The organism is Bradyrhizobium sp. USDA 3364, from assembly GCF_054056355.1.
The window spans coordinates 1,118,777-1,143,121 of record NZ_JBSRYG010000002.1 but is presented as its reverse complement, the minus strand read 5'-3'; the positions used below and the strand labels follow the sequence as shown (position 1 = coordinate 1,143,121).

The 24,345-nt window shown below is 63.6% G+C and carries 6 protein-coding genes; 5 read left to right on the top strand and 1 reads right to left on the bottom strand.

Going from position 1 to position 24,345, the window contains the following annotated elements; genetic code table 11:
- Nucleotides 1-442: 442 nt before the first annotated feature.
- From ACVILL_RS05430 to ACVILL_RS05420, 3 genes are all read left to right on the top strand, one after another.
- Complete coding sequence (locus ACVILL_RS05430) at nt 443-2,248, top strand: DNA/RNA non-specific endonuclease (RefSeq protein WP_456728153.1); 1,806 nt, start codon at nt 443-445, stop codon at nt 2,246-2,248.
- On the top strand, nt 2,161-2,538 hold the full coding sequence (locus tag ACVILL_RS05425) for a DNA/RNA non-specific endonuclease (RefSeq protein WP_456734179.1): 378 nt from the start codon (nt 2,161-2,163) through the stop codon (nt 2,536-2,538). The genes ACVILL_RS05430 and ACVILL_RS05425 overlap by 88 nt, the downstream gene beginning before the upstream one ends.
- Before the next feature lie 274 nt (nt 2,539-2,812).
- The gene (locus tag ACVILL_RS05420) at nt 2,813-3,571 is read left to right on the top strand and encodes a hypothetical protein (protein ID WP_456728152.1); all 759 of its coding nucleotides are present in this window, start codon (nt 2,813-2,815) and stop codon (nt 3,569-3,571) included.
- Nucleotides 3,572-3,598: 27 nt separating this feature from the next.
- Here ACVILL_RS05420 and ACVILL_RS05415 read toward each other — a convergent pair whose 3' ends face one another.
- Complete coding sequence (locus tag ACVILL_RS05415) at nt 3,599-5,272, bottom strand: hypothetical protein (RefSeq protein ID WP_456728151.1); 1,674 nt, start codon at nt 5,270-5,272, stop codon at nt 3,599-3,601.
- Nucleotides 5,273-5,443: 171 nt separating this feature from the next.
- Here ACVILL_RS05415 and ACVILL_RS05410 point away from each other — a divergent pair, with 171 nt between their 5' ends.
- The gene (locus ACVILL_RS05410; RefSeq protein ID WP_456728150.1) at nt 5,444-16,900 is read left to right on the top strand and encodes a hypothetical protein; all 11,457 of its coding nucleotides are present in this window, start codon (nt 5,444-5,446) and stop codon (nt 16,898-16,900) included.
- Complete coding sequence (locus ACVILL_RS05405) at nt 16,897-24,306, top strand: hypothetical protein (protein ID WP_456728149.1); 7,410 nt, start codon at nt 16,897-16,899, stop codon at nt 24,304-24,306. The genes ACVILL_RS05410 and ACVILL_RS05405 overlap by 4 nt, the downstream gene beginning before the upstream one ends.
- Nucleotides 24,307-24,345 lie beyond the last annotated feature (39 nt).

Here is a 24,345-nt window from a genome sequence, read left to right as displayed (position 1 = left end):
GCTGACCGGTCCTCTCTGGAATTTTTGCCTCCTTCAGCGATTAGCGTCCGGTTCGGACGGTGAAGGAATACGACCTGCGATTACAGACGCCCCGAGTTCGCTGGTCAACAGACCTAGCGTTTGTCTCTTAGATTCTGTCGAGCGAGCTTGACCGCGCACGCGATCTATGTACGATCAGCAATCAAAGATTGCATATGAATTTTAGATCGGAATTTTTGCGGGGCAGGACCTGTCGCGGCACCCGGCGAGGGCGGCGCTTTCATGACATCGCGAGCCTTCGAGCGAATTGACGGCTGGTTTTCCGCGCGATCTCTGGTGGACCGCCGGATGCGGCATGCTGCCGAGGTTTGTGACCTTCGCGTGATGTCGGGACGTTCGGGGGCATGCGCGGCGCGGCCGCGTCCCGCGGTTCGCTCGACGTGCTTCCAATTGGGGCTGACTTATGGAAATAGATCAGACGCGATTTCGTAATGTCGTCGAGCAGACGCGCGAAGATCGCGATCGCGTGCGCAAGCTCGTAGAAGGCAAGCAGTGGCGCCAAGCCGAGCCGGACCGAACGCGCATGGCGATGTTCAGCTTGCGGGCCGCACGACAAACGATGCCGCGAGGCGCCGAGGCCGTGCAGGGTCCCGACGACATGCAAGCTTCGTGGTTTCTGCCGGGTGGCGCGACGGCGCGGCGAGCGATCGCATTCGTCGAAGCGACGGGTGGAGGTAAATGGACGGCCGGCTCCGGCTTTCTGATAAGCCCTACGCTCTTCATGACGAACCAGCACGTGATCCAGGACGAAGCGGCTGCGCTTTCGGCCCAGATCACTTTCGACCGTGAAATGGGTGAAGACGGATCGATGCGGCCCACCACTGTCTTCCGTTTGGCGCCCGACCGTTTCGCCCTGTTCTCGCAGCAGGAGGAATTGGACTACGCTCTCGTCGCGCTCGGGCACAGAGTGGCCGGCGATGGCGATCCTGGCGACTTCCGATATTGTGTCCTGTCCGATCGGCCCGACAAGCATGTGATCGGCATGAACATGAACATCGTGCAGCATCCGAATGGTCTGCCGAAGATGATCGCCATCCGGAACAACATTTTGCAGTATCGGACGGAGCTTACGCTTCTGTACGAGACCGACACCGATCACGGTTCGTCGGGCGCGGCGGTCTTCAACGATGCGTGGGAGTTGGTCGCGCTGCATCACTTCGGCGAGCCGTTCCTCGAACGTAAGGACGAGAACGGCAATCCCATTCCGACGAACGTTAACGAGGGCGTACGGATCAGCGCCATCTATCGACATCTCTCGGAAAGGCTCGCGAGCCTCGACGGGGAGCGGCGCGACCTGTTGCGGGCCGCGCTCGATCTGTCGAAGACGGCTCTCGCGCAGACAGGCGGAAAGCGACTCTCGCCGCCCCATCCGTCCGCGGATGCACAAGAGAGTCTGGTGATCGGGGAGGAGGGCGTCATGGCCAGCGAAGTCGGTGGAAACGAGATCAAGGTGACGATTCCGATCGAGGTGAGCGTCCGGGTAGGGGGAGGCTACGCGACCGCCGCTCCAGTAACGCCCGCGCCGCAGAAGACGCTCACGCGCGCGGCGGAAAAGATATCGGTCGACCAGGACTATTCCAACCGCGACGGCTACGACCCGCGGTTCGTGCACGGCGTGACGTTTCCGTTACCCACGCCGGTCGGCAAGCTGGCGAAGCAGGTCGTTCCCCTCAGGGCCGGCGAACCGGACGCGGAGGCCGGCGAACTGAAGTACGAGCACTTCAGCATCAAGATGAACAAGGCCAAGAAGATGGCTCTCTTCACGGCCACGAATATCGACGGCAAGAGTTTCCTGAACGTGGATCGCTCTACGGGCGAGGCTACCGATGGCGCCGAAGGGGAGACCTGGTACGGCGACCCGCGCATCAGCGCGAGTTTCTTCATCGACCAGACCTTCTATTCGGGCTGGTCCAATCTTTTCGACAGGGGCCATTTGACCCGCCGCATGGACCCGGACTGGGGAAGCAAGGATCAAGCCGAGCGCGCCAATGCCGACACCTATCATTTCACCAACTGCACTCCGCAGCACTTTCGCTTCAACGAAAGCACTAAATTCTGGCAGGGCGCCGAGCAATACGTCCTCGAAAACGGAGCGATTTCGGAAGAGAGACCGCGAACCGCATCTGCGTCTTCCAGGGACCGATTTTCGACGACAAGGCCGATCTTTGGGCTGACGACATCCAGATTCCGTCCTCGTTCTTCAAGGTAATCGCCTGGAAGGGCAAGAATGGCGTGAAATCCGTTGGGCTCATCGTCGATCAGCGTCAATTGCTGTCCGAGCAGCGCAAGGGAGGAATTCCGCCGAAGCCCCCGGCCTTTGTCGACGTCTCGCAATGGCGGGTTGCCATCACCGAGATCGAACGGCGGACCGGCCTGGACTTCGGCGATCAAATCAGGTCGGCCGACACGTTCGAGACCAAGGATCAGCCCGTCGTTGGCGAGGCACGGCCGGCGGTTCCGATAAGATCCGAGTCGGATCTTCTGCCTCGGAACCTATGACGATGGCGACGCCGTTCGAGGACGCGGAACGCGGATGAAGAAAATGGCCGGGAGTAGATTTGGCCTGCCTCCTAGCGTTCGCATCCGGTAAGGCGACCGTTTGGTTGACGAAGGGCACCTACGGATCGCCAACCTGATCGCTACTACGAGACCGATGGATTTGAATTCCTCTATGTCCGCACACTCATGACTGAGGTGTTGTTCCAGGATTAGCGCCTCCTCGAACTATTCGACGAGTCAGGCTCTCTCAACAACGAACAAAGAGAAATGCCGCGTGGGCATCATGCTTACCGGCACGGTAACCGACTTACGCCATGACGCAGGGTTGCAGACTTTGGCCGAGGAGATCGCCGTGACTGACACAGGTCTTGGAGTATTGCTGACATTGGTGCCGGCTGCCGCACTTGGATTTTCGCTCTACCAGTATCGCATCAACAGCTTGAGCGCCGAACGCCAGCGCATGCGCGAGCGCGCGATCAAGGCCGCGGACGAAATGGCTACCCTGCGCAGCGATGGGGACGTCGCGCTTGCGTTAAAACTGCTTGACTATGGAGATGTCTCAATTGAGGTGATCGACAGCTATTCCGGTAGCAAAACCCAAGTCAACGTGAATCGGCAGCAATTCGCGCAGGCTCTCGATTATCATCGCAAGCGCGAGAAAGGATCGGATGCGCAATCAACGGAAGACAAATTCGGACCGTTCGAGATTAGAATTCGAGATATCGTCGACGCGCTCCTCGTCTATCTGGAACGGGTCGAGGCGCTGATCGCCGCGGGGGTGATTGATCGAGCCGAATTTGGTGATCTGTTTTCCTATTGGCTCAAGCTGATGGCCGAGCGGCCGCTTCCGGACGATTCGACCCTTGATCATTTCGACGACGCGAGCCGGGCGGCGCTCTGGAATTACGTACGCAAATATGAGTTCATCGGCGTTGTTCGGCTGTTTCGCCGGTATGGCCGTGCCGCGGACTGGAAGGCGACGCCTGAGGAGGCGTTCAAGCCGAGGACGCCTACACCTCTCCTCAAGCCATGAGACCCTCGCGGCCAGGCCTGGTCCGCGTCATTGGTCGCCCTTCGGCGGCTTCTGCGATGCCTTCGCAACCAGATAGGTGGCATGGCTGAGACCGAGCAGGGCCGTGAAGGACTCGCTCACGTCCGGCATCGCAGCAAACAGCGGAGTGCCGGTGTTCAGTGCCGACACGACGGACGCGCCCGGAATGTTCCGGACGCGCGCGAACAGCAAGCCGGCATAGGCGACAACCAGGATTACTGTGATGATCAGATTTTGCACCCTGGAGATATCGATCTCGTTCGCGTTCCCAGCTTCTTCGCCTGTGAAGAAATCCATCACGGTGGCGTAGGCCGGCGAAGGATTTTTGATAAGCGGACTAGGCGAGATCATGCCACCAGTGAAGCGTTGAACGTCTCCTTCCCGGCGCACGCCGCCGTCGGCGAGGCTCAACTGGGTGTCGCCTTCCTTGGCCTTCAATATCAGTTTCGAGGCCATCGGCGAGACGAAGGAGATGCCGAGGGCAAGAAACAGCGTCTGGTTCATGGTCGGGAAAAGATCCTTGTCGCCGACACCAAGAAAGGCCACGTTGAACAGTGAGAGGATACCGTAGCCGCCGAGGATAACGAGAGTCCATACGCTCACCTGTGCGCGAGCGAGCGACATCCTGTTCTGTGCATTGATCCACAAACCCAGGACGTGGCTCTTCAATCCGAGACCCGCGGCCATCACCAGCAACGTGATCGCGAGCATCATGCCGGCCATTTGCAGACCGAGCGACAGCTCTCCGGTGGAATTCGCCATGCCACGGACGTGCCCCCCGAATATGGAGGAGAGGACCCGATCGACCGTTCCACCAGCCGAATCCGCGGCGAGCAGCGCAAGCCGCCATGCGATCACGCATTCTTTCTCCAGTGGCTGGATCGGCGCTCCCGCCGCCGGCAGCGTGGTTGGGGCGCATTTGTTCGTCCGGATATCTTGAGACCATCCGTCGAACTTCTGGCATGCGGCTGCGTTGGCCGCATTGGCATCGCATATTTTCGATTTCTTTAGATCCGCCGCAAACTTGTCGCTGCCCCTCGTAATTTGCCCGCGCAGCAGGGCATGAGCCTCGGCCGCGGATCGCCCGGTCCACATCACCGTGCCCACCACGTAGGTGAACAGCAGAATGGCCAGATAGAGCACGAGGAAAGGTGCGCCAAGCAGGTTGGGCTTGCGCAGGACCGGCGTGCGGCCGTTGCCCGTCACGTCGGAGATGAATCGCACTTCACCCGCAGCAGGCTCGCTCGTCCGTTCATACAGTCCGAATTTGCGCCCGCCACCGTCGTTGCGTTGGGTGAAGACCGGCGCTTGCGGCGTATTGTCGATGATCCTGCGTTGCCATTCGGAAAAGCCGCCGGGCGGGATAACCGGGCGTCCGGCCGCGTTCAACTCCAGCAGCATGACGATGCCCGGAAGATCGCGGCCATTGTATTGGCCGTTGCTGCCGGCCTCCGCCGCGGTCCGCATTTGATCGAAAGCCTCACGGTCCGCCGACACAATTCCCGGAACGAACCGCGACGGAAAAGCCGCAGCGCGCTCGTCAACGGGCGTACGGTCCGCAATCCGTGCCACTGCGGCCTGGAGGCGCGCCAGCATCGGCGCTCCGTCTTCGGCCACAAGATCCCCGGTTTCGGCCCAATCGATCGCGAGGATTTCCGGACTGAGAGGCATATCGACCCCCATGCAAAACTCGCATCGGTGTTGCACCGATGCAGATCATCAATTCTGCCGCCGTCGACGGCGACGGATGAAAAAAAAGAACGCGGTTGTTGACTTGCAATGAAGATTACTGGAAGTTGATAGGTCTTAAACTAGCCGTCAAGTGTTTTTTAGGTTCTTTTCGGGCGCGCCGCCTTGGTTGACCTAATTGTTTTCAACGATGCCAATTTGCGCCTCTGGTTGACCGCCGGACAGGCGACGGACGGTCTCTTCGCCGCCACAGCGCTGCATGCAAAGGCCTCACCCGACAAGTCGCTAGATCTGACGTTTGCGCAGAGCGTCAAGCTCGCTCTTGCTGAGCAACTTTTTTCAGGCGAGGGCGACAATCGGTCACTAAAGAGCGCTGCGGCGCTGAGGGCCGAAGCGCAACAGATCGCGGACGAAATGCGTGCGGCGGCGAGCGCGGCCCTAAAGGAAGAAAAGGCGCGCCTGCTCGAAGGGCTGCGCGCGGCCTTATCAGCAGCGCGACAGATCGACGCGACCCTTGACGTCTCCGGCGATATCTTTGGGATTACCGGAATCGCCGGCGCCGCCGCGCTCACCGCGAGAGGCTCGCTGGACCTGTCGCATCTGCTGCCGACCGACAGCTTCGACGATCCGCCCTTGCCACGCACGGTCGCATTGAATGTCGTGCTCGACGCGGATGCGCAAGCCCAGGCTGGGGCCCTGAACGTGGACGTTTCGTTCCACGCCGAAATTGTCCTCGACCTCGCTCTCGCGGAGTTTCACTGCGATTTCGGTCTCGAACTGCCGCGGTTGCCACGCCTTCCGCCGTTGCGATTGAAGCTGCCTCACTTCACCCTGCCCAAGTGGCGCTTCGGAACGATCGCGCTGCCCACGCTGAAGGCAGAATGGCTGCGTTTCCTGCGGCTCGATCTCCACGTTCCCTTGGACGTCGAGATCCTGAACGATCCGCAGATGTCCATCGACGTCGCCCAGGGCAAGCTGACGATCGGTACGACGACAGCAGTCGACGGCCGCCTCATTTGCAAGGACGACGCGAATAACAACGTCGAGATCCTTGGCTTCACCGGGGGCGGGATCAGTGTCCCGGCCGGCGGAGCCATCTCGTTCACGGGTATCCTGCGGACGCCAAAGCTCTCGTCGCCGAAGGTGACGATCTCAGCGCGTGATATCGACGCGGCCTTCCTGCCGTTCACGACCCGAATCGCGGCCGCGACGATAACGATCGGCGCAGGCGCGGCAGCGAGCTTCGATCTTGCCGCCGGCACAGGCGAACTCTCCGCCAAGAACGTGGTGGACTTTCCGCGCATTGAGCTGAAGTCGAAAGCCGATCCCTCGTTGACGATTGCGCTGGCCGCCACCTACGAGGTGGACCTGAGCACCCGAGGCGGCGAGCATGGCAAACTGACTCGGCTCGAGATACTCACCCCTTATCCTTTGGCGCTGATCGCGCGGGCGGGCAAGGAGGTCATCGCGGGTATTCTGCGTCTTACCTCGATGATCAAATTGCCGGACGCGCCAGATGGGCCGGACTTTCCATCGATGCCGAACCCGGCGCCGCTGCTCGAGCATCTCGGCGCGTTCGTGCTGTCCTGCGTGCGATGGCTTGCCAGCCAAGCCGGCGGCGCGGCCCATGCGCTGTTCGGCCTCGTCGAGGCCGCGCTCGAGGCCGTCGGGCGGATGCTGGAAGCTGTTCGCCATGCGGCCAGCGAGGCGGTCAGCCATGTCGTTGTCGAAGTCCGGCTCGACGCGGACAGCCTGGCGCTGCGGCAGATCGTCATCACGCCGCTGCACCGCGACGGGGCGGCCACTGCGGCCAGGAAAGACCTCGTTTTCGCCGGCTTCACCCTGACGCTTCCCGGCGATGCACGCCCCTCGTTGGTCGTCGATCTATCGGAGCCGCGCACCTTGGTCGCGCTCGTCGTGACGCCAACGACGGATACGGCAATGCTGTCGACCGATCTTTGGCTCAATCGAACGTCGGGCACCGAGGCCGTACGCGACAAGGCCGACAAGGCACAGACGGATAAGGACAAGCGGCCGCTACTCGCCGTCGAGGTCAAGAACCCCAATCCCATCGCGCTGGTCGCGGTCGCCGGAGAAAGGCCGCGGTTCTTCCAGGAACTTGTGGTCGACGGTCCGCTGGATGAAACCGAAGTCGTGAGCGGCAGGACGTACAGGATGCTGCTGCTGAAAGGCCGTCCGCGCTTTGCGAGCATCAAACTTGCCGGCGCGCTCAATGTCTCTCTCAACACGGAAAAGGTCGCCCGCCTGTTGCCATTCCTGTCCGCGCCCGCCAGGGAGTCAGCCGGCGACGATTCCATCTTCAAGGGATTGGGCCAGTTCATCCGAGTCAAGCCGGAGCAGAACAAGGCCACGATCGACGGGCGGGTCGCGAAGGTACCAATCGATGTCCAGATTGTCGTCGGAGGCGGCGACAAGAGCGGCATCGAAACCACTCTGCAGGTCGCCCTCGACATAGAGACGCTGGAATCCCGCATCGAGGGCGGCCGTACCGTTGCGATCGAAGGCACAGACGCGCCTCGTGATCTTCTTGGCCTGCAACTCCAGATCAGGTCGTCGAAGGTTCCCTCAGGCACCAAATTTCCGCAATTCCTGCTCGACTTCTCCGGCGGCGATGCACGTCTGGCGCTCGCGCCGGACGTCATCGCGGAACTCTCCTATACCCGCGTCGCGTCGCGGGGCCGGGGCATTTTGTTCAAAGTCGACCAATTCGCGATCACGCGCGAGGGGATTGATCTCGACGCCACTGTCAATGCAGACGAGCCGGTTCAGATCGCCGGCGTCGATATGCCGTTTCGCTTCTCCAAGGGACAGCTATCGATCAAGCGCGGCGAGGTGCAGAGCTTCTGCATCGACGGCGCGGGGCAACTGCCGCCGGCGCTGGTCGGTGAAGCCAACGCCAAGATATCCATCGCGATGGGGCGCGACCGTTCGGGCAGGCTCGCGGTTCAGGCGGCCGATGCGGAACTCGAAAACGCCGGCAGTCCACTGATTTGCAAGACGACCCGCTTCACGTTTTCGATCAGCAAGCTCGGTCTCTCGTTCCACGATTTCGGACCCGACGGCACTCACTTCTTCTTCCTGCTGACCGGGACGGCGCGGTTCACGCCGGGAAGCGGCGAGTTTTCGTCGGGTCTGCTGAAATATCTGCCGGACCTGACGATCACCCTGGACAAGGCGCCGCTGGCCGGCGATTCGCGGATGTTGCTACGTCGGATGTCGTTCCAGGTGGCGGTCACGCCACCGCGGCGAATCAAGTTCTTCGAACTGTTTGACTTCGAATTGCGCGGCATCGGCTTTCATCCGTCCAGCGATCTGTTCAGCGGCAAGCCGGCGCTCTCGATCTCGGGCCAGGTCAGCTTCATCGAAGCGGGCGATGCCATCAGCACGACGATCGATTTCCACCAGCTCTGGATTGCACCGCCGAAGAACCACGAGCCGCTGCCGCAGGTTCGTTTCGACGGGCTGACGGTGGCGCTGGGGCTCGGCGGTGTCGGCTCGGTCGAGGGGACGGCGATCACTGTCGACGGCCAGATGCCGTCGCTCTACAAGCCGGACATACTGCCATCCGACGTCACCACACGCGGCTTTCTGGCTTCCGGCCGCCTGAACATCACGGGTTGGGCACCGCTGTCCGCCGCAATGGGTTTTCTCGAGATGGAGAGGGCGGGCGGCGATTTGCGCCATGCCTTCTTCCTCTACGGACAGCTCAATCGCCTTAGTGTGACGATCCCGACCCCGATCGGCTCGCTCTACCTGCGCGAAGCGGGCTTCGGCTTCGGCTTCCGCTATACGCTCGCCGCGCTCGCGCAGGCCGACCAGGTCACCGATCCCAAGGCGCTGGTCAAGGTTCTCGACAGCGTCAGCCGATATCAGGGCGAACTCGCGAACGTCCGCGCCTGGCAGCCGGAGCCCGACGGCGATCGCGTGACCCTGGCCATGCGCGCGATGTTCTCGATGTCGTCGCTATCGAAGAGCGGAAAACTCGATGAACGGGAAGAGAAGCTGCCGAATCCCGTGTTGTTCGACGCCACGGTAGCGCTGCGTTCCGACCTCACTCTCCTGATGACGGCGCGCGCATGGATTGCGGTGAATTACTGGACCTGGGATCACAGCATCTCCACGGCCCCGTTGCGCGATCATCCGAGCCTGCGCGGCTACATGTACGTCTCGGTCCCGCGCCAGGAATTCCTGGCGCGGCTCGTCGCCTCGCGCGACGGCGTCATCGGCGACACGCCGCCGCTGCATCCGGCCTTGAAGATGATGCTGCAGGCCGCGGACTGGTCCTCGACGCTGTTCATCCGGCCGGGCTTATTCCATCAGGAGTTCGGCTGGCCCTACGAACTCGGTTTTGCGCTGAAAGACGACAGCGGGAATTTCGGGGTCGATTGCCGTGGCGGCATGATCCTGCGCATCGAGGACGGCGCCGTGCTGCAGGGCGTGGCGTTCCGCGCCTCCGGCTTTGCCCAGTTCGGCGGCTCGGTCGGCGGCGGGTCGCTCGGCGCTTCGGTCTATGCGCGAGCGGACTTTGCGATCGATGCGAAGTTCATCAGCTATATTTCGTTGAAGCGGCTCGATGAAACACTCTTCTACGGCTCGCTCGCCTTCAGTATCACGTTGCGCGTCAGCGTTCGGGTCTGGCTCGATCTTGGGTCGGGCCCTTTCCACATCCATCTTGAGGTTGGATTCAGTGCATCCTTCTGCCTGACGGTGGCGCTGGAGCTCGCGGCCTCGCCGCGGGGGCTCGCGGGACGGGGGGCCGCGCACCTGTCGGTCTCGGCGTTCGGCCGGTCGCTTGGGCTCGGCATCGGATTTGGTTTCAACGAGGGTATGCTGCAGGACGCACGCAGCCGCGTCGATCGATTCCTGTCACTCGGTCTTGCATCTTCGGTGCCGGACCCGGCGTCCGGTTTGACGCCGCCACCACCACCTCTGGTCCAGGCACCGCAACAGGCGGCTGTGGATGCGGATCAGGCATCGCAAGATGCGATGCGGGCACACGATACGCTCAATGACGGTCCGCAGGACGATTCGGGCCTGGTCGAGATCGGACAGTCGCGCTTTTGGGCGATGATCCGTCCTGCGCCACTCGCCGATGGTTACGTGATGACTCTGATCCCCCGCGATCGGACACACCACGCCTCGCAAGGCTTGCCGGCGCTCTCGGACGGCGACGGCGCAACCTATTTTGGAGACAGCGAGTTCTATGCCCCCGATCGCACGGTCTACGAGTTCATGCTCGAATCGACCCGGGCCACGCTGTGGCACCTGATGCCAGAGGCGGCCGCCCCGCTAGCGGCCGGGCCGACCAACATCAGAGCGGACTACGCCAGGGTCGTTGTGCAGGGAGACGATCCGACCAAGAAAGCGTCCCTCGCGGATATTGTGGCTCAGTGCTTCATCGAAGACAGCCTTGGAAATCTCCGGCAGCTCAAGTCGCAAATGCGGACCAACGCCGATAAGCAGCGGTTGCCGCAGGACACGGACAAAGCCAACGCCGAGTTGCGCAAGGCCGCCGAAAAGCTGGCCAGCGCATCCGTCCTCGTGCAGAAGATGATCGCGGCCGAACAGAGGCGATCGAGCCTCATCGCCGCGGTCAATGACAGCGTCGCCGAGCTTGCCGCCCGCATCGTCATCGTCAATGGCATTCCGACCGCGCCCATGCCGGCAGAAGCGTCGCCGGCGGGCACGCCGGTGGTCGACGCGCGCGATTTCGGCCTCACTTTCTTCGTGTCGCGGACGGACATCGGTGAACTCTTCGAGCCCGAAACGCAGCCGGCCCCCGAGACGGGATTCCTCCCAGGTCGATCGAAATTCACGGTAAGATCAATGGATGCCCCCGGCGTGGCCGGTGTCGCCTATCTTTTAAATCCGCCCGGACGTTTCTTCGCCAACAAGGCGCCCGCACTCGCCGGAGCCAAGGTCGCCGCCGAGACCGACGCCATTCGCCTCGACTGGGACCTCGAGCCCTGGCATGCGCGATCGCGCGGCGTCTACGATGACCCGGAATTTCATCTGGTGCACTATCGCGTCGCGCGCACAATTGTTGCGGATGGCGGTGTCCTTGCCAATTTCCCCGCCAGGCCCGTGACGGTGAAGGCGGCCGCGCCGCTGCATTTGGTCGGTGACGCATGGACCCCGATCCGACCGGCCGCGCAGTACACAGACCGGCTGGACGACATGCCGGAAGCCAGCCGACGCGCATTGCTCGGCTCGGGTGATAATCCGGCCGAAGATTGGAAGAAATCCTTCGCCGCCGACAAGGTCGTCCTCACCTATACGGTCGTGCCGGTCGATCTCGCCGGGACCGCAGGCGCCACCCGAATACTTACCCTCGAGATCGGAAGGCCGGCAGCGCAGACCAAGCCGCTCACCTCCGCCCAATTTGTCTTCACATACCCGGCCATGCCCGCGCTGGGCCAGAGCTCAATCAATCCATCGGTGTTGCTGTCGATCGTCGATCCGCAGCCGGCCATGTCCGAGGCGACCTACACGCTCAGGCTGCGCCGCGAACGCGGAATCTCTGGCGGGCTCTATGGCGCGGATTCGGTGACCGAAGGCATGCAGCGCCCGCAACCGTCGAGCTTTGCAGAAAAGTTCACCGACGACCAGGACTTCGTGGTTACGTTGAAGGGATCGCTCAAGGCTCTATCGGCCGGCTCCCACCCGATCGAAATCCTGGATCGCGATCCGGGCGGAGGCCGTGCCTGGTTCCAGCTACGCGATAAGAAAATCGCCGACCTGCAGGCGGAGTTGCAGAAGGGGGCGGCCGGGCGCGATCCGTATGCAAGGCGAATTGGCGTTCTTCGCGGCCGCTATGTCGAGGGGGAGAAATCCCCGGCCTGGTGCGTCGCCGATCTGGCGCTCTCGATCAAGGCTGCGGGCAAGCAGGGCCAATCGGAGGAAGCGCCCGCCGCGCTTATCTCGGTCGAAACCTTCGAGCATCCGGTCCGCCTTTCGTTCGATGCCCTGCATTTCGACGACCTTAATGGCGCCGCAGGCCGTGTGCGGATCCTGCATCCCACGTGCGGCGGCACGATCCAGGATCTGACTGCAGGTGGCGGTGCCGAGTTGTTGCGCGACCGGAAGCGTCGGGTCGGCGCGCGGCTGATCTGGAACGCGCGGCCGTCCAGGGGAACAGGCAATGCCGGTCTGACCCAGGCATCGGATCGGCCGGGCTTTGTCGGCGGCTTCGACGTGTTTTCGATCGATCGTACCTCGCTTCTTACCGCCGACCGTTCTGCGGCGGAGGCGCGTCGCGTGGCTCGCGTCCAAGCGTTGCCGGCGCGCATGCGGGCGATCGATCCCGCGCAGATCGACGACTTCGGCGCAATCGAGTCGTACTATCCCAGCCTGACAGCGCGGATGACGTTTCCGACCGGCGATCAGCATGGGCCGAGAAAGTCCGCGGATGGTCTGCGGCCGTGGTTCTCTCCCGCCGAGAGCCTGCTGGCCTGGCCGGAATGGGGCATCCGTCGTTCGCTGGGCCTCGATTTCGAGGAAGCCGATCTCAGTCCGCTGTTCGCCAAGGGCACACCGACCGCGTTCCACTTCGAAATCGCTCCGCCCGACGGATTACCTGCGCTGAAGCTGATCGGCGACGACGGCTTCGCGGGCACGATCACACTGCAAGATGGAGACAAGTCGCGGTCAAGGTTGCGCCAGGCGTTACATGCGCTGGTGTTCGATCGGGCCGGTTGCTCGGACGTGGACGAGCGAATCCGCTCGGCTCGCGCGGCGGACCCTGTGGCGGACGGCACGCCCGACCCGCTCAAGTCGGTCAAGCTCAAAATTACCAGCTCGAGGCAGAACCGGGTGCAGGACACAGTCTTTATCCCGCTCGATCTGCTGCCTGCCGTTCACCCTGTCATCGCAGACGTGATCGACTGGATGCGATGGGCGGGCGACGCCCCGGGAGAGGTTCCTCATCGCCGCTTCACGCCAGTGATCGATGCTCCGCCGCAGACCAAGGCGAAGACGATCGGCGCCTTCCTCGATGAACGGCCGGAGCCACGCGATCCCTATGGCTGGGCCGTGCTACGCACCTTCGGCCTCGCCACGGGCTTCAAGCTGTTCGACATGGAGCGTGCTGACTACTGCTCGCCGAGAGAGACGCTCACCAAGCTTAAGAAGGCATTGGAGGCGATCCTGCCACGCTATGAGGGGCTCGTGCTCGGTGTCCCCTTCGTTGACGTGCTGTCACGACCTGACGGCCTGATCTGGCTCGAATCCTTCGACGGCAACACGCGGTCGAAAGCACCCGAAACCAGCACGATGCTGGAAGACGAAGCGCTCTCGCTGGTTCAGGTCGCGCTGCGTCCGGTGCCGGAGATCATGACGGGCGCTCCAGACGATGTGCTGGCGGTGCGATATTTCCGTATCGCAGATGTCGACGGTGCCACCATCTCGATCGACCTCGATCGCCTCGACGCGCCGGCGGCGGTCATGGCCAGATCGCCCAGCGTACTCATCGAGGTGATCGACCTAACCACTGGGCTCGCCGCCTCGCGTCCCACCGCGCTCGCACGGAAGAACGACTACGTCGCCCGCTACCTGCTCTCCCGCGACAAGCCCGCTGGCGCGAAGCTGGCACTCAAGCAGCGCGGCAAGTCAGCGGCCTTTGTGCGTGTCGTTGCCCTTTGGCCGGATGGCGTCGCGCCGGTTGGTCTGGAAGCGTTGCTGCGAAGCTGCATCGAGGTGATAGAGCCAGAGGCCGACCCCACGGCGGCCAACGTCGCCGCGCGTGACGACACGGTCGTCGCGATCGACCAGCCGTGCGCCATGAAAAACGACGTCTTGAAGCAGGAGCGCGAGCCGTTCGGCGCGTTCGATCCGCTTTCCGCCGGTTGCGTAAAGGCGCTCATCTTTGGAACTTCGCTCGAGGATATCGAAGCGAAACGTGACCCGCAGGACAATCCGCCGGCACCGGATCAAGTCCAATATCCGCCGCACCCGCCGGCGGTGCGCCACTACAATGCCCTTGTTGCCGCGGCCAAGCCGCAATTCGCCGATGGCTGGCCCAAAGGACTGCCGTCGGCGGCGAACGCGCAACTTGAGATCAATTTTGCCGAGCGGGTCGCGACGCTTTCGCGGCGCTTCCTCGCACATGGTCCGGCTCGTCCGGCCCGCCCCGATGCGACGCCGTTCTCGCTGACGTCCCTGCTGCGCGTCGATCCCTGGCGCGTGGCACCCACGCCGGATGGACAGATGGAGATCACGCTGCTGTTCGAGGACCGCTACGCGTTGCGGCAACGCTACGTCGTGCGTCCGTTCGGGCGCTATGAGAATCTCGACGCGGCGCTGGCACAGCCGGCAGAAGGCGTGACCAAGGCTTTTGGCCGCCAACCTGTGCTCACCGACGTTGCCGGGACCGATCCGGCATTTTCTGCGCGCTCGCTTGATATCGTGGTGCCGCGCACCCATCCCATCGACCCGCCTGTCATCCTTTTCACAGGACGGCTCGATTCATGGGCCAACCCCGACGAAGTCGGATCGGGCGGCCTCGCTCCGATCAGGAAGCTTGGCGCGGTTCAGGAGATCGTACTGTCGCGTCATCCCGAGGAGATCCTCAGCGAGGCAAATTTCGACGTCGCCGATCGGCTGTCCTTTGCGCATGTCGGGGTGGGCTTCCTGCGCCGATTCGCGTCGGCCGACTGGGGAACAATGTTCGTGCGCGATGGCGTCGACCTCGAGGAAGGATTTGGCGACGGCATGATCGGGAGCGTGCCGGCGCTGAGCTTCGCAGCAGATTCCTTCAGCAAGGACGCGGCCGTCGGCGAGAGCCAGAAGCGGTTCTCGCTCGCCGAACGCATCGGCGACGGCTGGCGGGGATTGACGGCGCTGCGCATTCGACAGACCCCGCATGCCATCAGCCTGCAGGCAGTCGCCTATGCGGCCGCGGGCGTCGTGGTGTCGTCCCCGGTCGCCGCGCCAGTGACCCAATCGCGCTACACACTCGCGTTTCCGTGGGGACCCGCAGCGCCACTTCCGCTCGACCAGCCGGCATGGTCGGTGAACGACGCCAGAACGATCGAACTTCTCATCCCCCTGGTGCGCTATCTCGACGGGATGTTCTCCGAGGACAGGCGCGATTGGTTCGGCAACGGCGATCCTCCCAAGCTGTTCAAGCTTCCGGACTACGACGTTAGCTTCGCGCTCGAGCTTGCGCGCGCAATTTCCGGTCAAGGCCCTGGATCGATTCCCTCCGCGCCCGGGAGTGTTGCGACCGAGATCGAGCTTATGCCCCAACTCGTCGATCAGGCAGCCGATCCGTCCTACGCAGCAAGGTCCAAGGGCACGCGCTTCCAGGTGGAAACGAGCAAAGTTGAGCTCGATCCAACCGCGAAGGGCTGGACCCTGAAGCTTGAAATCGTGCGACAGCCACTCGCGCCTGTAAAGCCGCGGACCGGTCTACTGTCACCCGGTGACTACGATGGCCTCAAGGAGCTGGAAATTCCGGCGCCCAAATGGGCCGCCTGGAAACCGCTCGCGCCGATGACGTCCGCCGACCTCAGGATCAGGCGGCCGGATGACGTGCCGCCCCCGGGACAGATCGACTGGGCCCCCTTCAGAAGCGCGATTGGCGCCGCGGCCGACTTCTACTTGACCTATACGGGCTCGCCCGAGGCGCAAACGATTGCGGCCGATCTGCAGCGGTTCCGCAACGTCGCCTCGCTGAACGACTGGCGCGCGCTCGAGCCCCATTCGAACGAATACGCCTCTTCAATTCCGGCCATGCCCTATGGCCTGCCGTGCCCCGGCGGGGGCTTGCTGCCGGCCGCGTCGTTCCTGAGCATCAAGCTCGATGAAACGAAGCGGACACCGCCGCCGGCCCCGGTCGATACCGAGGGCGCATCACGCAGCGATCGCAGCGTGCTTGGCCAGGATGGCGCCGGTCGTACCTACCGGAAGGCATTGCGCCGTCTCGATATAGGCGCGCGCGCAGCGATCGAAGCGCAGCCGAGCGCAAGCACCCATTACGAGGCTCTGTCGTTCGCTCTGCCGGCCTACGACAGCCCCGCAGAGATGGCCGAGGCGGCGCTGGCGCTCGCCGGTCTCGAACTGCCGAACGCTGTTTCCGTCCTGATCGAGACAGGCATCGACGCTCATGAATGGACGGGAACGGGAGATCCGGACGCGGGCGCGCTCGCCGACCTGATCGATGCTCTCGAGTCAAAGAGCGGAGCAAACGGACCGCTGCGCAAAGGCGTAGGCGATGCTCTTTCCGCGCTCGCCTCCCTGGCCGACCGCGGAATGGCCGATGTTCGACTGACCTTGCCGCACCGCTTGAGCGCGGACCCGTCGATTGCGACCGAAGTGCAGGCCCTCCGAAGCAGCGTCGGTGATGGCGGGGAGCCACACCAAAAAGCGGCCGGACTCGTATTGCACGAGCCACCGAGCCAGACGGACCTCGCCGCGATACGAAGCGCATGCGACGATCTGGCAGCGGCGAAGCCGGCGTTGCGGCGCGCCATCGAAAGGCTCCGCGTCGAAATCGAGGCGCGTGCTCGCGAGCAGCTCTTCGGTCCCGACCGCGAATTGCAGTGGACGGCGTTCCATGGCTTTGCCGATCCCGTGCATCAGATCTTGGCGAGGAAGTCATGAGCGGCAACAAGGGCTTGCGTGTGATCCGCCTCCATGGTCCCGCCGTCGAGGGGCAGCCCAGCCTGTGGAGCGGCGACTTCGACCTATCACTGGTCCCGGAGAGCGTCCTGCAGGGCGATGGATTGGTCAGGCATTTTTCGCTGCGTTTGCAGACCATGGCGGCCGCGCGCAGCAGGCTGGCCTGGTCCGGACATTTCGATGTGCCGTTCCACGAGCCTGGGCTATTCGATGCCACCCTGTCGCTCGAACGAGACGGCGGGCACGGTTTGGGCGTGGTGAATGTTCTCGGCGCGACCGAGAAGTTTAAAACCGACCCCGTCGCCGCCCGAATTCGTCCGCTGGACGACGGCGCCTGGCCCGATAAGCAGACAGAGCAGATCGAGGCGCCCGACATGCGCCTTGTCGCTGGCGAGGTCTCGCTGGCGCTGGCGCCGGGCGAGCGCAATCTGTGCGCGCTGTTCGGCATGCGTCCCCTCGGCTGGATCGCCAACAGGCCCGAGCAGATTTTTGGGCCAGGGATTTCGATCGACATCTCTTCGAGGGTCCGCGCGGAGGCGAAATTGGTGCCCGACGGCATCATGTTCGAATTGAAGATACTCGATCCATTCCGGGGGATCGTCGGTGGCGCGGCCAAACCGGACGACCCGCCGCATGAGGTTACCGTGCTGCTCTATCCCGCAGCGGACGAGACCAAGACCCCTCCGGGAACCCTCTTTCGTCTGCGTTTGCTGGAGGATCGGCACGGGAATTTCAGCCGCTCGTTTGCGGCCTATCTGACGGCGCTTTCCGCCGCCAACGCGCCGCTGGCCATCGACATTGCATCCGGAGTTCCTCCGATCGAATGGCCAGTCACGCTGGATACCCATGGAAAGCTGAAGGCCGATTCGAGCGTGATGCTCATCAGGCGTGATGATGTCGGCGCGACATTGTTGACCGGCGTTCCGCCACGCAGCCTCCAGCGCGGCGCGGCCGTCGTGATGCCATATCGCACGAGGCTCACCCGTCATCCGGACGGCAATTCCGTAAGGCTCGTGATCGACAGCGGATCTCCGCCGGGTGCGAACGTCACCCGTTGCGATATCGACTGGCAGAGCGGGGCAAAGGACACGACCTTGAAGGGTCTCGGCATCGCGCCCCAGCCGACGTCGACGACCTCGGACCTTCAGGCATTCGGCGCGGTCGCCGAAACCGATGCCGTTCGCGAGCGGCTTCGCACGCGCTACGTCGCAGGCACGCTGCGCGAGGCGGAATCGGTCGATCCGATCTATGCGTTCATTCCGCTTCAGCGCGGTCTGCTGCAGGCTCCGCTGCCGTGGCCAGCCGAGCCGGCGAAGCCTTTGGTTCCGACGCCACGCCGCGAAGCGATGTCCGGCTTCATCCACGTGCGCAACGCGAGCGGATCTACGCTGGTCGACATCACCTCCGCGGCCCACGTCAGCGTAACGGCAACGCTCAACCGGGCCGCACTCGCCATTTCGATCGCCGTTTCCGATTGCCAGGGGACAGTGACCGGACCGCTGCGGGTGGCCGAGACAATTCCCGTCAATGGTGAGGTTCTGCCGTCGCTCGCCAACGGACCGGCGGCGAGCAGCGCGATGGCGATAAAGCTCGGCCAGCAATTGGCCAACGGCTGGAACGTCGTCGTCGATCCGCTCGGTACGGGCGAGCCAGCTCTGCGCATCGCGGGGCTCACGGGCGACGCCAACGGGACATTGTTCGACGACGACGGCAAGCCAATCGCAAAGGGCGCGGCGGCGATGTTCGTGGCATGGCTGGCGCATCCCGAACTCGCTTTGGTCTCGGCGATGTCGATGACGCAACTCGGCAGCGCTGCGCACAGGGTCTCCAGAACCCGAGATCTCGTTCCGGTCCAAATCGATTTGGATCACGCCAACAAGCCGCAGTATGACATCCATCTCGATCGGCAGGCGGGTTCCTTTTTGCCGCGTCTCGCCACGTCGGGTCTCGGTTCGAACATGCACGGCTGGCCGCGGCCCGCTCTGGAGGAACCGCTTGATGGCGAGCTTACGACCGAGGAGCCAAAAAAATGGGCGCCCGGGGTGCCGCTGGTGCCGCTGACTCTGCCTGGAATCGAGCTCGGGCCAAGCCAGACCGGCAACGACGTCTTTGGATCGATATCCGCTTCGCTGCGTTTTGATCTGCCCGTGCTTGGTGAGCTGTTCGCCGACGTGACGCTGAAGCGTTTCGCCGTCTCGGATACGCCGGCTATCGTCGCGGAGGCGGGGCCAGATCCAGCGATCGCGCATCAGCCGACCGACGAGAAGGCGGATCAGGCGCCGGCGCGCCCTGTGACCGCGGTCGATCCGCAGGCGCTCGAGGCCGCTTGGAAAGAACAGGCCGACAAGCTGGCGCGAACGCGCACCGTGCTGGATCGCCTCACGCCCTGGTCCGGCGCGACGGGCAGTGTCAAGATCACCGGCCTTGTCGAGCCCTACACATGGACGACTGCGTTCGGCTTCGACGTGCGCGGACACGCTACCGGCAATCTTCCCCTCGGCCTCTTCACGCTCGGTGGCACGGCGTATTTCGGTAGCGCCGCATTGGCCGGATTGACCCAGAACTTCGCAATACACGCCGGCCAGATCGCGCCCGATGACGCCTCGCATGACGTCGAAGTGGTCGCAATGGCCGCGAAAATGCGCGATGTCGGCGGGGCGCTGGTCGACATGCGCGGCCTCGGCCTCGCCAAGTCCGCGGTCCGCAAGGGCGATCTTTTGTGGCGCGAGGTGACGCTCGAGGGGACTGGCGGGGCCGCGCGAGCGCTGGCAAGCTTCCGCGCGCAATGTCCCGGAAATTCCGGATGGTCGCTCGAGGCGCGCGATCTGCCGATGCTGATGTCGCCTCTAGAGGCGAAGTTCAGCGCGGACCTGTCGGAAGCCGGCCATGATCCGGAGGGGCGCATCGGCGCCGACGGGCGGATGTTCATCCGGACCAATCTTGCCGGCGCGGTCGCCGAATGGCGGCTGTTCGAGATGACGGCGCCGAGGCCGCGCTTCACGGTACCGCTTGGTCCTTTCCGCCTGCGCCCGCTTCGCCTGCTCGAACTGACGATCTCTGGATCCAACGGGCCGGTCTCGCTCAAGACGCTCAAGGTTCTTGGCAGCGTCGAACTCGACACGATCGGCGGCGACGGCGATATGCCGTTCGACGACGATGCGCCCTATTCCAGCGGCAACCTCGTGGCGCTCAGGTTCGACGAGAATGGCCTTGCCGGGATCGAGCGCGTGACGATCGATCTGGATGGTCCACGAATCCTGGTGGAGCAGAAGCCGGTCCGGATCGGCCTCACTGGCCGCGCGCTCCTCGCGCAGGATGGCACGGCGCGACAGTCGGTGGAACTCGATTTCGTGCTCGGCGTCTCGGCAGGGGCGCCGACGTGCTCGGATGTCAATCTGAGAGTACGGCTGTTCGGACAGAACTACGAGTTGCGCGATGGTCACTTCGCGCCGGGCGCCTCGCCCACTTTTCCCGTGACCTGGGCGTTCCGGAATGAGGCGCAGCCGAACGCGCTCACCGTCGATCAAATCATCCTGGGATTTGCCGGAGGCGAACCCGTCATCGACATTGGAGCCGACATCCGCCTCGCGCCCGTCGAGGCGGATGCTCGTGCCAAGGCAGGACCGGTGTTGTTGGCGCTCGCGATCTCTCTCGCGACAGCGCCGCGGCCGCATCGCTGGTTCGACACCGATCTGGCAGCCGATCGGCGCGTTGCGGTCGACCACGACCGCGGCCTGATTTCGCTGAACGAGGCGACATGGCAATGCGCGGCGATCAACGTGCTGCGGGGGCTGACGTTGCGCAGCAGCACAGGCGCAAAGGTGCCGGTCACCGGCACGGTGGCGCTTGCCGTCGCGGCGCGAGAGGAGGAGCGCGTCTCGGTGACGTCCAACCAGGGCTTTGCATGTCCGCTCGCCGCTGGTCTGACCGTCTTCGAGACCGGTGACGTATCCGCAGGTTCGCTGCGCCAGACGATGCTGCTGAAGTGGGATGCCGCGCTGAAGAAGTTGGTTTGCGAGGCCCGTACGCGCATAAGCCTGCCGCGGATGGATCGCCAGAGCACGATCGGCTGGCCTGTGGGGCTAAAGCGCGAGGAGCCTGCGACGGCACGTCCCCTGATCTGGACCTTCAAGATCGCTCCGGAGATCAGGTCGTGGACGCACAAGGTCAATGTCAGTCTCACCGACGCAGACCTGCCGGCGTCAATCCTTGGACGTGACAGCCGCGATGGCGCATCTGCGTTGTTTCTCCGCCACGCATGGCGCCTACGCGTGGCAAGCGTGCACTCGTTCTCCGAGAATGGCGCAACGAAATGGCAATTTCAAAGCCTCGACGAGGTGGCGTTCTTCGACTTGCGCCAGTTGGTCGTTCAGGCGCGGCGCGATGCTGACAGGCCTTTGCCCGGTTACGACGTCGACGAGTCCTCCTATACGTTCGCGCCGCGGTATCGGAACGAGGCGAAACTGAAGAACAACATTGCGGCGGCCGGCATCGTGCGGCGGGGAATGGCGCGCGCCGGATTCCCGACGCGGGCCATTCAGGCCACGCTCGCGGACCTCGATCCCACCGCCGCGTCGGCGCTGGTTATGACGGGGGCAACGTTGGTGGACGTGTCGGCACCCTCCGGAGAGGGCGTCGCGCTGCCACTTCCGTGGATCGTCGTCGACGGATCGGTTGGCGCGTTGAACATTGCCCAGCGACCGCAGGCCCAAGCTACGATCTCCTGCCGGGTCTCGGCGCAGGACGCTGATCCCGGAAGGACTTATATCGCCGCAGCCGGCGAAATCTTCCCCGCTGCCGGCCGCTCGGTAATCGAGATTGCTGCGATGCTTGCAGAAAGGGTCGGAACCGCTCCCATGCCGTTCATCGTGGCGGACCAGGTTTTTTCGACGGATGGGGAAGATATGCCGGCCAGCATACCGGGCAATCCGCATGCTCCCGCCGATCGCTACGATCGTCCCGTGTTTTGGCGCGCCGCCGTCGCCATCGATTGGGTCGCCAAGCGCCTTTTAGAGAATCCCAACCAGGTGCTTCAGGCGACCACGGTTCTGGGCGGACCCGGCCATGTTAGTCTCGGCATTGGCCTGCGTGTCGGGCAGGGACCTGCGCTGCAGCGGCCTGTCTCATCGAAGCGGCAACTCGTCGTGATCGGGCGGGGGCCGTTGTTTCAGATGTCCGTTCCGGCGGCCGATCTCGACCTATCGGCGGCGCAGGCTGGCGACGTCGATCGTGTGATGGTTCACGCCTATTCAAGGACGCCGGCGCCGCTTGCCATTGTGACGGCCGACGATGCCGGCGTCGACGAAAACAGCCCGCCGTTGGCGAATGCGAGGATGCGCGTAGTTCCGATCAGCGCGACCACGTCCGCGGCAGCCGCGCTGCGCAGTCGCACCCAGTGGCTTGCTACGTCTCCTTCACTAGGCTGGCCGCAAGCGCGCGAAGCGATCGTTCGCGATCCATCGATCAACCTTGGAGCCGAGCAGCCGATCCAGGACAAGGAGAGGGCGTGGAGCGGCCGGGCGCGCGCCTTCGCAGTCGCGCGTCAGGCCACGAACGGCAAAGAGGATCCGATCTATCTCGCATTTGGCCGCAAGACGCTCTTCCGCCGACGCGACCAACGAAACGACCCGACGCTGGCGCCACCCGATCTCGCCTTGTCATTGCTTCCGCCGCGCACGCGTGCGCCGCGCCGGCAGGCGGTCAGAGATGCGATCGATCCGGGCGGTGATGGCGCCTTGCAACTCTCGGCATATCTTCCGGGCGGCATCGAGATGATCACGACGGGCGGAAGGGCCGGTGTCGTCGGAATTGATCATCTCGGCCTGATTGTTCCGGGGGCCGATGCTGCGTTCGACGAGGGCTTCGCGCGTTTCGGCCGCCCGGCCCATCGCGGCCCGTCCATCGTGCAGAATACCCGCAATCCGAGGTCGTCGTCGCTGCCGCTGACGGGCGAAGCAATCGACGGGCGGCGCCGGACCTTCGCTGCGCAGAACTTCGTCGAGAGCGGCGAGCTGACGACGTTTCTCGCGACACGCGGCCCGATGGCAATGTTGCGCTATGCCAAGCACGACGAGCTGTACGGCTTGGCCCTGGTCGTCGCGCAGGCCGACGCTGAAATCGGCCCAAGCTTTGACGGGACGCTCGGATTCTCGGCAAGCGCGCCGAAGGAGAGTAACATCGCCGACGTATTGGCGCAGCGCGGGTTCAGACAGAAGGTCCAGGCAGGCGACGTCGGCACACGCATCGATCTCGTGGTGGGAACTCGCAGCTTCCCGTTTGCGCGGATCCTTCCCGACCAGCGCAATGCGGGCGAGTTCGTCCTTAAGCTCGCAGACGACCAGATCATTGCCGCACAGACCGCGTTGCGTGAAGCCGCACCGGATACGGCGGTGCGACTATCCTTCAGGCTGTCGCCAGAAGATGCGTCTGCAACTTGGCCAATGCGAGGTGATGAGCTGCAGGAGCTGACGCTCGTTGCCGGTGGCGGCGACGAGGACCGCCTTCGAGCCGTAGAAGCCCGCACAGTGACGTTGCCGCTGTTGCTCGCCAACGGCGACGCCCCGCAGCTCAGTCTACCCCTGCGCACGGTCGCGTTCGGCGATCCTGCCTACGACCGCGAGCTCGGCTCGCCCACCAAATCCGATTCGATCCGATCAAGTACGAGCACGAAGACGTGGATGCTGGCGACGGACCGGATGGAATACGATCTCGGCTCCACGATCTACCTGGCCGCCGGCGTGATCATCGAAAAGCTCGGCGACCGGACCGTGTTCGATGACAACAATCATGCCGATCTGAAGATCTTCATTACGGTTCAGCCGAAGTCGATCCCGGGCCTTGATCGGGAGCCGCAGCCGCGACTGTTGCGGATCGAGGGGGTCGCATACCCGACCAAGCTCGCCTCGAACACGGCTGCCGCCTTCACCATCGCTTCACTGCGCGAGGCGGAGGATAGCAAAGAATATAGGGCCAGCGATCCGGCCGCGCTGTCCCCAGGCGACCGGCTTGTCTTGAGCGTCGCGCCGCCCGACGGCGAGAACGTCGTTCCACTGCGGGTCGAAGTACTCCTGGTCGACACTCCGGTATTCGCCGCACCCTCGAGCGTTTACGGTCTCGTATCCCTTGCCAGGCCGGATTTCGGCAGCACCTCATCCTCACCTGGCGAGTGGTGCGCGGAAACGTCCCTGTTTGCGACGGCGCCGATGCCTGACGTGATCGAATTTCCTGATCTGCTCAATGACCTTGCCCAGGGGCATGTGCGCCGCCGCGCCTTGTTCAATTGGAACTTCCTGTCGGCCTCGCCGCTGCGATGCGCGAGTCTGGCCAAGTTCGATCGAACCGGAGCAGCGCAGCTCCCCGACGATCTTGGCGCCTTCATGCCAGTCTGATCCCGACATTCGCAAGCCGCTCAAAACAGGGAGAATAGA

Bases quoted from the DNA above. Each gene is read 5' to 3' on its own strand.
- ACVILL_RS05430 (WP_456728153.1), top strand. From the start codon at position 443: ATGGAAATAGATCAGACGCGATTTCGTAATGTCGTCGAGCAGACGCGC.
- ACVILL_RS05415 (WP_456728151.1), bottom strand. From the start codon at position 5,272: ATGGGGGTCGATATGCCTCTCAGTCCGGAAATCCTCGCGATCGATTGG.
- ACVILL_RS05405 (WP_456728149.1), top strand. From the start codon at position 16,897: ATGAGCGGCAACAAGGGCTTGCGTGTGATCCGCCTCCATGGTCCCGCC.